Annotated in this window: 13 protein-coding genes; 12 read left to right on the top strand and 1 reads right to left on the bottom strand. The window is 72.4% G+C overall.

The window, feature by feature from the left end:
* The first annotated feature begins 47 nt into the window (after positions 1-47).
* The 7 genes from iolG (at position 48) to VR894_RS12230 (ending at position 7,435) form a co-directional block, all read left to right on the top strand.
* On the top strand, positions 48-1,064 hold the full coding sequence (gene iolG / locus VR894_RS12260; protein ID WP_324651912.1) for an inositol 2-dehydrogenase: 1,017 nt from the start codon (positions 48-50) through the stop codon (positions 1,062-1,064).
* A complete protein-coding gene (locus VR894_RS12255; protein WP_324651911.1) occupies positions 1,061-1,927 on the top strand; it encodes a TIM barrel protein in 867 nt (288 codons plus the stop codon). The genes iolG and VR894_RS12255 overlap by 4 nt, the downstream gene beginning before the upstream one ends.
* 257 nt (positions 1,928-2,184) lie before the next feature.
* A complete protein-coding gene (locus VR894_RS12250) occupies positions 2,185-3,249 on the top strand; it encodes an ABC transporter permease (RefSeq protein ID WP_324651909.1) in 1,065 nt (354 codons plus the stop codon).
* The gene (locus tag VR894_RS12245; RefSeq protein WP_324651907.1) at positions 3,246-4,043 is read left to right on the top strand and encodes an ATP-binding cassette domain-containing protein; all 798 of its coding nucleotides are present in this window, start codon (positions 3,246-3,248) and stop codon (positions 4,041-4,043) included. The genes VR894_RS12250 and VR894_RS12245 overlap by 4 nt, the downstream gene beginning before the upstream one ends.
* Positions 4,040-5,062 (top strand): sugar ABC transporter substrate-binding protein, encoded by a 1,023-nt coding sequence (locus VR894_RS12240; protein WP_324651905.1) that lies wholly within the window; start codon positions 4,040-4,042, stop codon positions 5,060-5,062. The genes VR894_RS12245 and VR894_RS12240 overlap by 4 nt, the downstream gene beginning before the upstream one ends.
* 82 nt (positions 5,063-5,144) lie before the next feature.
* Positions 5,145-6,242, top strand: a complete 1,098-nt coding sequence (locus tag VR894_RS12235; protein WP_324651903.1) for a Gfo/Idh/MocA family oxidoreductase — start codon at positions 5,145-5,147, stop codon at positions 6,240-6,242.
* Positions 6,239-7,435: a Gfo/Idh/MocA family oxidoreductase gene (locus VR894_RS12230; RefSeq protein ID WP_324651901.1), complete on the top strand. Its 1,197-nt coding sequence runs from the start codon at positions 6,239-6,241 to the stop codon at positions 7,433-7,435. The genes VR894_RS12235 and VR894_RS12230 overlap by 4 nt, the downstream gene beginning before the upstream one ends.
* A gap of 12 nt (positions 7,436-7,447) precedes the next feature.
* On the opposite strand, the gene VR894_RS12225 is transcribed toward VR894_RS12230, so the two are convergent.
* Positions 7,448-8,686 carry an ROK family transcriptional regulator gene (locus VR894_RS12225; protein ID WP_324651900.1) on the bottom strand — a complete coding sequence of 413 codons (1,239 nt, stop codon included), beginning with the start codon at positions 8,684-8,686 and terminating at the stop codon, positions 7,448-7,450.
* A gap of 189 nt (positions 8,687-8,875) precedes the next feature.
* Here VR894_RS12225 and VR894_RS12220 point away from each other — a divergent pair, with 189 nt between their 5' ends.
* The 5 genes from VR894_RS12220 (at position 8,876) to VR894_RS12200 (ending at position 14,389) form a co-directional block, all read left to right on the top strand.
* The gene (locus VR894_RS12220) at positions 8,876-10,288 is read left to right on the top strand and encodes an extracellular solute-binding protein (RefSeq protein ID WP_324651899.1); all 1,413 of its coding nucleotides are present in this window, start codon (positions 8,876-8,878) and stop codon (positions 10,286-10,288) included.
* A 107-nt stretch (positions 10,289-10,395) separates the two neighbouring features.
* Entirely contained in the window at positions 10,396-11,226 is an 831-nt protein-coding gene (locus VR894_RS12215; RefSeq protein WP_324651898.1) for a sugar ABC transporter permease, read from the top strand.
* Positions 11,223-12,080: a carbohydrate ABC transporter permease gene (locus tag VR894_RS12210; protein WP_324651896.1), complete on the top strand. Its 858-nt coding sequence runs from the start codon at positions 11,223-11,225 to the stop codon at positions 12,078-12,080. Before VR894_RS12215 ends, VR894_RS12210 begins: the two co-directional genes overlap by 4 nt.
* Positions 12,080-13,144 carry an ABC transporter ATP-binding protein gene (locus tag VR894_RS12205; RefSeq protein WP_324651895.1) on the top strand — a complete coding sequence of 355 codons (1,065 nt, stop codon included), beginning with the start codon at positions 12,080-12,082 and terminating at the stop codon, positions 13,142-13,144. Before VR894_RS12210 ends, VR894_RS12205 begins: the two co-directional genes overlap by 1 nt.
* Positions 13,145-14,389, top strand: a complete 1,245-nt coding sequence (locus VR894_RS12200) for a CehA/McbA family metallohydrolase (protein ID WP_324651893.1) — start codon at positions 13,145-13,147, stop codon at positions 14,387-14,389. It begins immediately after the preceding gene.
* Positions 14,390-14,391 lie beyond the last annotated feature (2 nt).

Here is a 14,391-nt window from a genome sequence, read left to right as displayed (position 1 = left end):
CGGGCCCCGGCTCCCCGGGCCGCTCGCGGCCGCCGGAAAGGACCACCATGGTCAGGATCGCCGTCATCGGCGCGGGCCGTATCGGCGCCGTCCACGCCGCCACCGTCGCGCGCCACCCCGGCGCCGAGCTGCGGCTGGTGTGCGACCCCGCCGGGGACGCCGCCGAGCGGCTCGCCGCCGAGCACGGCGCGCGGGCGACCCGCGACATCGCCGACGTCTACGGCGCCGAGGACGTGGACGCCGTCATCATCGGCTCGCCCACCCCCCTCCACGTGGAGCAGATCATCGGCTCCGTCGGGGCGGGCAAGGCGGTGCTCTGCGAGAAGCCCGTCGACCTCGACCTCGGCCGGGTGGACGAGTGCATCGCCGCGATCACCGGCCAGGAGCACCGGGTGATGATCGGGTTCAACCGTCGCTTCGACCCGACCTTCGCCGAGATCCACGCCCGCGTCCGGCACGGGGAGATCGGGCCGCTGGAGCAGCTGACGATCGTCAGCCGCGACCCGGCCCCGCCGCCCACCGAGTACGTGGCGGTGTCCGGCGGCATCTTCCGCGACATGACGATCCACGACCTCGACACCGCCCGCTTCTTCCTCGGGGAGATCGTCGAGGTCAGCGCGGTCGGGCAGCGCCTGGACCCCGCCTTTGCCGACCTGGCCGACTACGACGCGGCGGTCACCACGCTGGTGTCCGCCGACGGCGCGGTCGCCACCGTCGTCAACTCCCGGCACTGCGCCACCGGCTACGACCAGCGCCTCGAGGCCTTCGGCCCGCGCGGGTCGCTCGAGGCGGTCAACCACACCGCGACGGCGGTGCGCCACTCGTCGGCGGCGCACTCCTCGGCGGCGGGGCCCTACCTCAACTTCTTCCTCCAGCGGTACGCCGAGGCCTACAGCCTCGAGCTCAGCCACTTCATCGACGCGGTCCGCGAGGGCCGCCCGGCGTCGCCCACGCTCCACGACGGGCGCGCCGCCCTCGTCCTGGCCGACGCCGCCACCCGCAGCGCCACCACCGGTGAGCGCGTCCTGCTGTCCAGCACCGCGACGACGAGGAGTCACTCATGAGGATTGCCGGAGCCCCGATCAGCTGGGGCGTGTGCGAGGTTCCCGGGTGGGGACACCAGCTGAGCCCGCAGCGCGTGCTCACCGAGATGGCCGAGCTGGGCATCACGGCCACCGAGTTCGGGCCGCAGGGCTGGCTGCCCGAGGCGCCGGCCGAGCGGGCCGAGGCCCTGACGCCCTACGGCCTGGCCGCCGTCGGCGCGTTCGTGCCGGTCGTGCTCCACGACCCCGACCACGACCCGGTGCCCGAGGTCGACCGCGAGCTCGACAGCTTCGAGGCGGCGGGCGGTGACGTGCTCGTGCTGTCCGCGAACTCCGGCCAGGACGGCTACGACGAGCGTCCCGAGCTCGACGAGGCCGGCTGGGCCACCCTGCTGCGCAACCTCGACCGGCTCACCGAGCTCGCCGCCTCCCGCGGGGTACGCGCGAGCCTCCACCCGCACGTCGGGACGATGGTCGAGCGCGAGGACGAGGTCCGGCGGGTCGTCGAGGGCTCCGCGGTGCCGCTGTGTCTCGACACCGGGCACCTCCTCATCGGCGGCACCGACCCGGTGGCGCTGGCGGCGGAGCACGCCGCACGCATCAACCACGTCCACGTCAAGGACGTGCGCCTCGACCTCGCCCGCAAGGTCCAGCGGGGGGAGCTGGGCTACACCGACGCCGTGCGCCAGGGCATCTTCGCGCCCCTGGGCTCCGGCGACGTCGACTTCGCCGCGATCGTCTCCGCCCTCGACGCCGTCGGCTTCGACGGCTGGTACGTCCTGGAGCAGGACACGATCCTCACGGCGGAGCCACCCGCCGGCGGCGGCCCCGTCGACGACGTGCGCCGCTCGCTGGAGCACCTCACCTCGCTCTCGCGAGCCTGAGCCGCCGCCGGACGGGCTGGGCAGGGCGCGACGCCTCGGCCGCAGCGCGGACGGCGGCGACTCGCCGGTGCAACCACCCGCAAACCTGGGGACGCCGACCCAGCGTCTACCCTGTGAGGCGCGGCACCGCCGCGCGCACCACGTGAAGTTGTCGGTATGTCAGGACAATCCTTGACAGGCCGGTGTGGTGCGCACCACACTGAATCTCGTGGGCGGCGTAGTCCACCCGCCCGCGGACCGGACGAGGGGAACAGCCAATGACGGCCGTTGCTGACCGCGAAGCCGCGCCTCCGGAGGGACCCGCCTCGGGCCGCTCCGGGCAGCAGAGCAGGGGCCTGCACGCGGCTCTGACCGTGGTGCGGCTCGGCCCCGTCCTGCTCCTCGCCGTCATCATGGCGGTGCTCGCGGCGCTCAACCCGCTGTTCCTCTCACCCGTCAACCTGGGCAACGTCGGGCTCGAGGCGTCGGTCGTCGCGATTCTCGCGCTCGGGCAGCTGCTCGTCATCATCACCGCGGGCATCGACCTGTCCGTCGGGTCGGTCATCGCGATGTCGAGCATCTTCGGCGCGCTGTGGATCCGTGAGCTCGACCTCGTCACGGGCTGGCTCGTCATCCCGACGATGATCATCGCCGGCGGCCTCGCGGGCGGGATCAACGGCACGCTCTTCGTCAAGGGCAAGCTCCCGCACCCCTTCCTGCCCACCCTGGCCATGCTCATGGTCGCCCGCGGCGTGGCGCTCATCGTCAGCGAGGGGCAGCCGATCACCGGGATGCCGGAGTCGGTGACCACCATCGGCTCGGGCCGCATCGGCTACGTCCCCTACGCCGTCGTCCTCGTCGCCGTGCTCGCCCTCCTCGTCTACGTGCTGCTGCGGCGGATCACCTGGGGCCAGTGGATCTACGCCATCGGCGGCAACCGGGAGGCCGCGCGCCGGGTCGGGGTGCCGGTCGACCGGGTGCTCATCTCCGTCTACGTGCTCAGCGGGATGTCCGCGGGAACGGCCGCCATCGTCGTCTCCGGCCAGACGAACTCCGCCTACCCGACCGCCGGAAACCTCATGGAGCTGTCCGCGATCGCCGCCGTCATCATCGGCGGGGCGAGCTTCTTCGGCGGCCGGGGCACCGTCGTCGGGACACTGGTCGGCGCCCTCATCCTCGGCGTCATCCAGAACGGCCTCAACCTCATGAACGTGCAGAGCAGCTGGCAGTACGTCGCCCTCGGTGCCGCGGTCGTCATCGCCGTCGAGCTCGATGTCGTGCGCTCCAGGCTGGAGACCCGGCTGCGCGTGGTGCGGACCGAGGAGACGGAGGAGGCGACATGACGACGACGGAGCAGGGTTCCGCGCCGGTCCTCGAGGTCCGTGGTGCGGTCAAGCGGTTCGGTGCGGTCACCGCGCTGGCGGGTGTGGACCTGTCGGTCCACCGCGGGGAGGTGCTCGGCCTGCTCGGTGACAACGGCGCCGGGAAGTCCACCCTCATCAAGGCGGTCACCGGTGTCCACCAGCTCGACGAGGGGGAGATCTTCCTCGACGGTGAGCGGGTCGCGGTCACCAGCCCGACCGGCGCACGCAGCCACGGGATCGAGGCGGTCTACCAGGACCTCGCGCTCTTCGACAACCTCGACGTCGCCACCAACCTCTACGTGGGGCAGGAGCTCACCAAGCCCCGCGGCTGGCGCGGGTTCGGCTGGCTGGACCGCAAGGCCATGCGCCGCGACGTCGAGGAGCGGCTCGCCACGCTGCAGGTCCACCTGCCCGACCTCAAGGGGCACGTCGGGCTCATGTCCGGCGGGCAGCGGCAGGCGATCGCCGTCGCCCGGGCGGTGGCCTTCGCCCGGCGGGTGCTCATCCTCGACGAGCCGACCGCGGCCCTCGGGGTGCGCGAGACCCGCAACGTGCTCGACGTCATCCGGCGCCTGCCCGAGGAGCACGGGATCTCCATCATCCTCATCTCGCACAACATGGACCACGTCGTCCAGGTGTGCGACAACGCCGTCGTCATGCGCCAGGGGCGCGTCGTCGGCAGCACCCGCCCGTCACCCGAGACGGCACAGGACATGGTCGCGATGATCGTCGGCGCCACCGAAGGCGTCGGGAAGAAGGGACACCCGCAATGAGGCTCACCCGTCACAGGACCGCACTGGCCGCGGCCGCCCTCACCAGCGCTCTCGTCCTCGCCGCCTGCGGTGGCGACGACGGCGGTGAACCAGGAGGCGGCGACGGCACCGGCGACGCCGAGGGGGACTACACGGTCGCCGTCGTGCTCAAGACGCTCTCCTCACCCTTCTGGCTGCAGGTGGCCGGCGGGGTGGAGGACGGCGCGGAGGCCGCCGGGGTCGAGGTCACCCTCGCGGGGGCCACGGCCGAGACCCAGGTCCAGGAGCAGATCGACAAGGTCCGCGCGGCCATCACCCAGCAGGTCGACGCCCTCGTCGTCGCCCCGACCCAGGCCGAGCAGCTCCAGCCGATCCTCCAGCAGGCCGTCGACGCCGACATCCCCGTGCTCCTCGTCGACACCGACATCGAGGACTGGGACGGCAAGGAGACCTTCGTCGGGACCGACAACTACGCCGCCGGCGTCACCGCGGGGGAGTACATCCTCGAGCAGACGGACAGCGGCTCGATCGCCGTCATCCGCGGCGTCCCCGGCAACCCGTCGACCGACTCCCGGATCGACGGGGCGCTCGACACGATCGAGGACAGCGGGATCGAGGTCGTCGCCGACCTCGCGGCGAACTCCGACCGCGCCGAGGGCCGCTCGGTGATGGCCGACATCCTCCAGTCGAACCCCGACGTCTCCATCGTCTTCGCCGCCAACGACGACATGGCGCTGGGCGCCCTCGAGGCGATCAAGTCGGCGGGCGTGAACCTCGAGGACATCCTCGTCATCGGGGTGGACGGCACGAGCGACGCCGTGGACTCGATGCTTGCCGGTGAGCTCGACGCGAGCATCGCGCAGAACTCCTACGACATGGGCCGCACCAGCGTCGAGCTGGCCGTCGAGCTGCTCGAGGGCGGGACCATCGAGGAGCGGGTCGACACCGGCGTCACGGTGGTGACCGCCGAGACGGCCGAGGAGTACGGCAGCCAGCTCGAGGACCAGGCCGCCGACGAGGACGTCGCCGAGGAGCAGTGACCGCTCGCTCGGGCCGGGCCCACCACGCCGGTGGACCCGGCCCGGGCGCGACCGGACAGGGACGGGACGGAGGACGAGGCACGTGCTCGACGTCGGAGTGATCGGTCTGGGCGCGATGGGCGCCGACCACGTCCGTGCCCTGGCCCGGCACGTCCCGGACGCGCGGGTGGTGGCCGTGCACGACGCCGCACCGGAGCGTGCCGAGCAGGTCGCCCGGTCCGTCGGGGCGCGGGTGGCCGGCAGCGCCGAGGAGCTCATCACCGGCGCGGACGTCGCGGCCGTGGTCATCGCGTCGCCCGACGACACCCACGCCGAGCTGACACTGGCGTGCCTCGCGGCGGGCAAGCCGGTGCTGTGCGAGAAGCCGCTGGGCGTGGGCGTGGCCGAGTCGGCACAGGTGGTCGGCGCCGAGGACGCGGCCGGACGGCGGCTGGTGACGGTGGGTTTCATGCGCCGCTTCGACCCCGGGTACCTCGAGCTACGGACGGCCGTGCTCGACGGGCTCGTCGGCGACCCGGTGCTCGTCCACTGCGTCCACCGCAACGCCACGCCGCACCCGCAGGCCACGAGCGAGGGGGTGGTCGCCAACTCGATGGTGCACGAGCTCGACATCCTCCCGTGGCTCACCGGGCTCCCGGTCACGGCCATCGAGGTCCGCTCACCGCGGACCACCGGCCTGCGCGACCCGCAACTCGCCACCCTCGAGCTCGGCGGTGGAGCGGTCCTCGCGTCGGTCGAGGTGTTCCTCGGGGCGCGGTACGGCTACGAGGTGCGCTGCGAGGTGGTCGGCACGCACGGCGCCGCGAGCCTCCGGCCGCCGGGCCGGCTCGAGCTCACCTACGACGGGCACTCCCGCACCCCGGTGCCGGCGGACTTCCGCGGCCGCTTCGCCGAGGCCTACCGGGCCGAGCTGCGCGCGTGGGTCGACGCCGCGCGTGCCGGTGGCGCGACCGGGGCCTCCACCGAGGAGGCCCACCGCGCCAACGTCGTCGCCGCCGCGGGGGTCGAGTCCCTCCGCACCGCTCGTCGCGTGAGCGTCCCGGAGACGGGGCCGCTGCTCCCACCCGACGCCCCATACCCACCGCCGCCGGCGCCCGGTGGCCACGCCGCCCCCGTCGCGCCGAGCGCCGAACTCTCTGCTGCGCCACCTCTCGAGCGCCGCGGCGCGGACGGACGATGAGCGCCACCGCCGCACCAGGGCCACGCCGGCCCGTCGGCGTCGGGGTCATCGGCCTCGGCTGGATGGGCCGGCTCCACGCACGCAGCTACCGCAGCGTGCCCGAGCGGTACCCCGAGCTCCGGGTCGCGCCCGGCCTGCTCGTCGCGGCCGACCCGTTCGAGCACACCCGGCAGGCCGCCGTGGACCACCTCGGGTTCGAGCGGGCGAGTGCCGACTGGCGCGACGTGCTCACGGACCCGGACGTCGACGTCGTCTCCATCTGCGCCCCCAACCATCTGCACCGGGAAATCGCGCTCGCCACGGCAGCGGCCGGCAAGCACTTCTGGATCGAGAAGCCGATGGGCCTCGACGCGGGCGAGAGCGAGCAGATCACCAGGGCGGCGCAGGCCCGGGGTCTGCGGACGGCCGTCGGGTTCAACTACCGCCACGCCCCGGCCGTCGCACACGCGCGCGAGCTCGTCCGAGCAGGTCGTCTCGGCCGGGTCACCTCCGTGCGGGTGTGGCTGCTCGCGGACTACGCCGCCTCGCCGGACGCGCCGCTCACGTGGCGCTACGAGCGCGCGAAGGCCGGCTCGGGTGTGATCGGTGACCTCCTGTCCCACGGCGCCGACCTCGCCCAGTTCCTCGTCGGGCGGATCAGTGAGGTCGCGGCGCACAGCAGCACGGTCATCGCGGAGCGGCCGGTCCCGACGTCCGTGGGCGTGGGCCACGGCGGGTACGAGGTCGGTGACGAGCGGGGACCGGTGGAGAACGAGGACCAGGTGGCCGCGCTGCTGCGCTTCGACTCCGGCGCCGCCGGGACGATCGAGTGCAGCAGGGTGGCGCACGGCCCACGGTCGGAGTACGTCGTCGAGGTCTACGGCACGCGGGGCTCGGTGCGCTGGAACTTCGAGCGTCTCAACGAGCTCCAGGTGGCGGACGACGACGGCGGCTACCGCACCGTGATGGTCGGACCCGGCCACGGGGAGTTCGCCCGGTTCCAGCCGGGCGCGGGGACGAGCATGGGTTTCGACGACCTCAAGACCATCGAGGCGGCCCTGTTCCTGCAGTCGGTGCTCACCGGTGAGCAGCTCGCGCCCGCGGCGGCCGACGGCTGGGGCGCGGCGGCGGTCGCCGAGGCGGTCGTGGCCTCGGCCGCCGACGGCCGCTGGCACACGGTCGCGCAGGTCCCGGGGACGACCTACGACCGGTAGGCGCGTCCCGCGCTACGTCGTCCTGGGGCTCGGCGCGATGACGAGCGTCCCGGGCCGGGGGGAGTAGGTGCGGTCGAGCACCAGGCTGGCCGCGCCGACCGCCGCCAGGTGCTCGCCCACGGTCGTGTCGAGGAGCTCGACCGGGTGGATGTCGTGCGCGGCGGCGTGCTCGGCGAACATCGCCGGCGCGACGGTGAAGAAGTAGGGGGACATCCGGGTCCAGTACGGCCCGCCGAGGACGAGTCGCTCGACGTCGAGCAGGTTGGTGACGAGCAGCGCGGCCCGCACCATGGCGACGGCCGAGCTGTGCACCACCTCGAGGGCGTGCTCCTCGCCCGCGTCCGCACGGTCGTAGAGGCGGCGCAGCTCGGCATCCAGCTCGACGAGCGACGACGGCGAGCTGCCGTCCCCGGACTGCCGCACCATCTCCTCGGCGCTGATGATGACCTTGGTGCAGCCACGCTGGCCGCACCGGCACTGCTCACCGCCCTGGTCGACGACGATCTGCCCGAGCTCACCGGCGTTGTTCGACGCCCCGCGCAGCACCTCGCCGTTGACGACCAGGCCGGCACCGATGCCGGTGCCCAGGTAGATGAGTGCCGCGGACGTGGCGGACGCGAACGTCCCGGCCCAGATCTCGGCGGTGGCGGCGGCGACGACGTCCTTCTCCAGCTGCACCGGCAGGCCGACGACGCGCTCGAGCTCGGCACGCACCGGGACCTGGCGCCAGCCCGGCAGGTGGGGCGGGTTGTCCACCACCCCGCGTGCGACGTCGACCGGCCCGGGGGTGGCGACCCCGACGCCGAGGATCCGCTCCCGGGGGACGTCGGCGGCCGCGACGAAGGACAGCACCCGCTCCCCGACAGCCGTGACCGTGGCGACCGCGTCCGGTGCCACCGGGGTGGCGAACCGGTCGGTGGCCACGGTGAGGCCGGCGAGGTCGAGCAGCACGAGGGTCGTGAGCGCCGGGTCGATGTGGACGCCGACGGCGTACCGGGCGGCGGCGTCGATCGACAGGGGCGTGCGCGGCTTGCCCTGCCCGGCGGCGACCGGCTCGCCCTCACGGATGAGGCCGTCGCGCAGCAGCCGCCGGCAGATGTTGGTGACGGTCTGTCCGGCCAGTCCGGTGAGCTCGCCGATCTCCACCCGGCTGACCCCGGGAGCGGTGCGGATCGCGTGCAGCACAACGGCCTGGTTGAAGGTCCCCAGCTGCCCGAGGTTCGCCCCTCGGGGACCACGCCGTGGCGTCACCCGTCCTCCTTGACGTTAAATCAATCAATGTGATGAACTAACCCTAGCAGTGATCGGGGTCACTCGATGACTGCCGCGGGCTCCGCACGGAAGCGGGTCCGGTAGCTCCATACCGGCTCACCACCGTCGCGCGACGAAGCGTGCCGCGCGCCTGACCTCTCATCCTCCCCACCACCACGGAGAACTGTCATGATCAGGAAGACGTCCACGAGCGCGATCGCTGGTACAGCGGTCCTCGCCCTCACCCTTGCAGCCTGCAGCAGCGACGACGGCAACGGCGGCGCAGGCGACGACTCCACGCAGGACGGCGGCGCCGTCACCCTCACCCTCGTCACCAACGCGATCTCCGGCGGCAAGAACGCCGCGGAGGCCGACTGGATCGAGAGCTGGCTGATCCCCGAGTTCGAGGCCGCGATGGCCGAGGAGGGGCAGGAGGTCGAGGTCGTCTTCGAGGCCCAGGGGGTCGATGACGAGGACTACAAGACGAAGATCGCCCTGGACCTCCAGTCGGGCGGCGGCGCCGACATCATCGGCATGGACGGCATCTGGGTCGGTGAGTTCGCCGAGGCCGGCTACATCGAGCCGCTCGAGGAGGTCGGCGGCTCGGCCGTCGCCGAGTGGGAGGGCTGGGAGCAGATCCCCGAGGCCGTGCAGAACGCGCTGGCCTTCGAGGGCGAGCGGTACGGCGTCCCCCAGGGCGCGGACGGTCGCGTGCTGTTCTACAACAAGGAGCTCTTCGCGGAGGCCGGCCTTCCCGAGGACTGGGAGCCCACGGGCTGGGAGGACATCCTCGAGGCTGCTCGCGCCCTCAAGCAGATCGACGGCGTCATCCCGATCCAGCTCAACGCCGGGACCGCGATGGGTGAGGCGACGACGATGCAGGGCGTGCTGCCGATGCTCGTCGGCACCGGCGCCGAGGTGTGGGCCGACGACACGTGGCTCGGTGGCACCGAGGAGCTCGGCGAGGTGCTCGACCTCTACAGCACGATCTACGTCGACGAGGAGCTCGGCGACCCGATCCTCCAGCAGGAGGCGGCCGGACGCGACACCTCCTTCTCGCTGTTCGCGGAGGGGCAGATCGGCATCCTCCTCGAGGGTGACTACTTCTGGCGGGCCGTCGTCCACCCGGAGGTCGGCACCGCACCGATGGAGAACCGCGACGAGGTCGTCGGCTACACCCGCATCCCCGCCCAGGAGCCGGGCGCCGGCATCAACGGCCAGGACTACGTCTCCATGTCCGGTGGGACCGGGCGCGTGCTCAACCCCAGCTCGGAGAACCCCGAGCTCGCGTGGGAGCTGCTCGCCTTCATGAACTCGGCGGAGGCCTTCGAGGCCCGGGCCGAGGGGACGATCAACATCACCCCGCGTGAGGACGTCAACGCCACGCTCCTCGAGGGTGAGGAGATGCTCACGTACGTGAGCGACGAGGTCCTGCCGATCACCGCCTACCGCCCGGGCCTGGCCGCCTACCCGGAGGTGTCCCTCGCGCTGCAGGAGGCCACGGCCGCGGTCGTCGGAGGCACCTCGGTGGAGGACGCGCTCGATGCTTACGGCCAGACCGTCGCCGGCATCGTCGGCGACGAGAACGTCGACAACGGCTGAGCCGGGTGAGTCTGGCGACAGCCGCGACGCGGCCGCCGCGCGGGCGGCGGCAGCGTCGTCGGCCGGCTGACGTCGCCGGTCTGGGCGGGGTGGGTGCCGGTGCCTTCATGGCACCCGCCCTGGCCCTCATCGGCCTGTTCCTCATCTTCCCCGCGCTGTGGACCATCTACCTCGGGATGACGGACTACCGGCTGACCGGTCTGGCAGCGGCCGACCCGCAGTTCGTCGGTCTGGACAACTACACCGACGTCCTCGCCGACGCCGAGTTCTGGCGGTCCCTGCGCCTCACCCTGGCATTCGTGCTGTTCTCCGGGGTCATCGGCCAGACGCTGCTGGGCTTCTCGGTCGCCTGGGCGTTGCGCAGGCTCAAGCCGTGGGCGAAGACGATCGTGGAGACGCTCGTGCTCGCCGCGTGGGTGGTCCCGACGTCCGTCGGGGCGTTCCTGTGGCTGGCCCTGCTCGACCGGCGCGACGGCACGCTCAACTGGCTGCTGGACACGCCGGGGACCGCCTGGCTCATCGAGTACCCGATGACGAGCGTCATCATCTTCAACATCTGGGTCGGCACCGCGTTCTCGATGCTGCTGTTCTCCTCGGCGCTCGGCGCCGTGCCGCCGTCGCAGCTGGAGACCGCCCGGATGTCCGGGGCGTCCACCTGGCAGCAGCTGCGCGACGTGGTCATCCCCAACATCCGGGGACACATCCTCACGAACACGCTGCTCATCACGCTGTGGACGTTCAACACCTTCACCCCCTACCTGCTGACGGCAGGGGGGCCCAACGGACAGTCCGAGATCCTGCCGGTGTACATCTACCGGACGGCGATCCCGGGCGGGCAGCTCGGGGTCGGGGCGGCGATCTCGCTCATCATGCTGCTCATCAACCTCGTCATCGCGCTGGGGTACATGCGCATCGGCCGGGAGAGGAAGCGCTCATGACCGCGACCGTGGCACCCGCCTCAGCGGGTCGGCGGACGACGAAGAAGTTCGTCGTGCGCGTGCTGTTCGTGCTGGCGATGGTCGTCGTCGGGTTCTTCTTCGCCCTGCCGATGGCCTGGCTGGTCACCCAGCCGTTCAACTCCACGCCGACCCTGACGGTGGGCTGGCCGGACTGGACTCTGGACAACTTCTCGGTGCTGGCCGAGAACCCCTACGCGCTGCGCTCGATCGGCAACTCGCTCATCCTGGGCCTGGGCACCATCGTCGTCGTCGTCAGCCTCGGCTCGCTCGCCGCCTACGCGCTGTCCCGGGTGCGCATCCCGGGCCGCGACGGGCTGCTCTACGCGCTGCTCCTGCTGTCCTCGGTGGTGACCGGGACCGCGGCCATGGTGCCGCTCTTCCAGCTCATGGTGGCCACCGGGCTCATCAACACCCAGACCGGCGTCGTGCTCGCGCTGTCCGGCGGCGTGCTGCCCACCGTCATCTTCATCCTCAAGGACTTCATGGACTCCATCCCCAAGTCCTACGAGGAGTCCGCCCGGCTCTACGGGGCGCGTCCGGGGCAGATCCTGCGCCACGTCGTCGTACCCATCGCCCGGCCCGGGCTGGCGTTCGTGGCGGTCTGGGCCCTGGTCCAGGTGTGGGGCAACTTCCTGCTGCCCTACATCCTGCTGCGCTCGCCGGAGGCCCAGCCCGCCGCCGTCATCATGTACACCTTCTACACCGAGAGCGGCCAGGCGAACCTCAGCCTCATCTCGGCCTTCTCGCTCGTCTTCTCCGTGCCGGTCATCCTCATGTACTTCCTCGTCAACCGCCGGTACGGCTTCCGCTTCCATGGAGGGATCAAGTCCTGATGTCCGCAATTACCACGAGCGCGTTGGTCAAGGAGTACCCCGGCGGTGTCCGCGGGGTCGACGGCGTGGACGTCACGATCGCGCACGGCGAGTTCTTCGCCCTCCTCGGTCCCTCCGGCTGCGGCAAGACGACCCTGCTCCGCTCCATCGCCGGCCTGGAGGCCATCACCGAGGGCACCCTGCACATCGGGGAGCGCGACGTGACGAACGCCGAGCCGGGCGAGCGCGGGGTCGCGATGGTCTTCCAGGACTACGCGCTCTTCCCGCACATGGACGTGGCCGACAACATCGCCTACCCGCTGAAGATCCAGAAGGTCAAGCGCGAGACCCGGCGCGACAAGGCCGTCTCGGTGGCCGGAGGTCTGGCCCTCGACGGGCTGACCGAGCGCCGCCCCAACCAGCTCTCCGGCGGGCAGCAGCAGCGCGTGGCGCTCGCCCGGGCGGTGGCGATCGAGCCGGAGGTCCTCCTCCTCGACGAGCCGCTGTCGAACCTCGACGCCCGCCTGCGGCTGGAGGCCCGCACCTTCCTCAAGGAGCTCCAGCGGGACCTCGGGGTCACCACCGTGTTCGTCACGCACGACCAGGCCGAGGCGCTGGCCCTGGCCGACCGGATCGCGGTGATGAAGAGCGGCAAGCTCCAGCAGATCGGCACGCCGCAGGAGATCTTCCAACGCCCGGCCAACACCTTCGTCGCCTCCTTCATCGGATCGACGCCGATGAACCTCGTCGAGTCCGAGGTCAGCGACGGCCGCGTGCACGTGGGGGAGGGCAGCGTCCCGCTGCCCGACGGCGTCCGGCTCGCCGACGGCACGGCGGTCGTGTGGGGCGCGCGCCCGGAGTACCTGCGCTGGTCGACCGACGCGGTCCCGCAGGGGATCCCGGGCGAGGTGAGCGTCACCGAGAACCTCGGGGCCTCCACCCTCATCACGGTGGCTTCCGGCTCGGCCCGGCTGCAGCTCGTCGTCGCCGAGGAGGAGGCCCCGGCCGCCGGGGACCGCGGCTGGATCGAGGCCTCCGCCCGGCGCAGCCTCGTCTTCGACCCCGAGACGACCGAGCGGATCTAGATGACCACCGTCGTCGAGCAGCTCCACGTCACGCTGGACCACCAGATCGCCCAGCGGTACCACCCCGTGCCGTTCACGGTGGCCGCCGACAGTCCGTCGGTGAGCGTCGCCCTGTCCTACGACACGGGCCGCGGCGTCGTCGACCTCGGCTGCGAGGGGCCCGCGGGGTGGCGGGGCTGGTCGGGCGGTGCCCGCGACCGTTTCACCATCACCCCCGACGTCGCGACCCCGGGCTACCTGCCCGGGGAGCTGGAGCCGGGGACCTGGCAGGTGGTCCTCGGGCTGCACCAGCTGCCGGCGGAGGGCCTCGACGTGCGGGTCGAGATCAGCACCCCGGCCACCGAGCCGCCCGAGCGCGAGCGACGGGCAGCACCGGTGACCCGCACGGTGCGCGGCAGCGACCGTGACCTCCCCGCGCCACCGGGTCTGCGCTGGTATGCGGGTGACTTCCACGCCCACACCGTCCACTCCGACGGCAGCGAGAGCATCAGCGAGCTGGCCGTCCGCGGGGTGCGCGCCGGCCTGGACTTCGTCGCAGTCACCGACCACAACACCGTGAGCCACCACCCGCACCTCGCGGGCGTCGGCGCCGAGCACGGCATCGGCCTCCTGCCCGGCCAGGAGGTGACGACCTCCCGCGGCCACGCCAACGCGCTGGGGGACATCGGCTGGGTCGACTTCCGCCGTCCCGCGAGCAGCTGGGTGCAGGAGGTCGCCGAGCGTGGCGGGGTGCTGAGCGTCAACCACCCCGTCGACGGCGACTGCGCGTGGCAGCACCCCCTCGACGTGCTCCCCGCCGCCCTGGAGCTGTGGCACATCTCGTGGTTCCGCGACCTCACCCACACCGGCGCCCTCGCCTTCCGGCAGCGGTGGGACGGGCCCGTCACCCTGCTGGGCGGCAGCGACTTCCACCGTCCCGAGCAGGGCTGGACCCTGGGGACGCCGACGACGTGGGTCGCGGCCGAGGACCCCTCGCCCGAGGCGGTCCTCGCCGGGGTGCGTGCCGGTCGCACCGCCATCAGCGTCGGGGTGGGCCCGGACGCCGTGCCGCGCCCCCTGTCCGCCCCCGTGCTGCTGCGGGTGGAGGACGACGTCGTCGCGGTGGGTGGCGAGGGCACGGTCCTCGTCGACGCCGACGGACGACGACGCCGCATCACCAGTGACCGCCTGAGCGTCCCGGGAGACTGGGGCCGCGGGATCCTGCACCTCCAGGACGCCGACCGCCGCGTCCTCGCCATCTGCTGAAC

Origin of the sequence: Georgenia sp. H159, assembly GCF_035607575.1 — a bacterium.
Classification (GTDB): Bacteria; Actinomycetota; Actinomycetes; order Actinomycetales; family Actinomycetaceae; genus Oceanitalea.
This window is presented reverse-complemented; position numbering and strand designations above follow the sequence as displayed.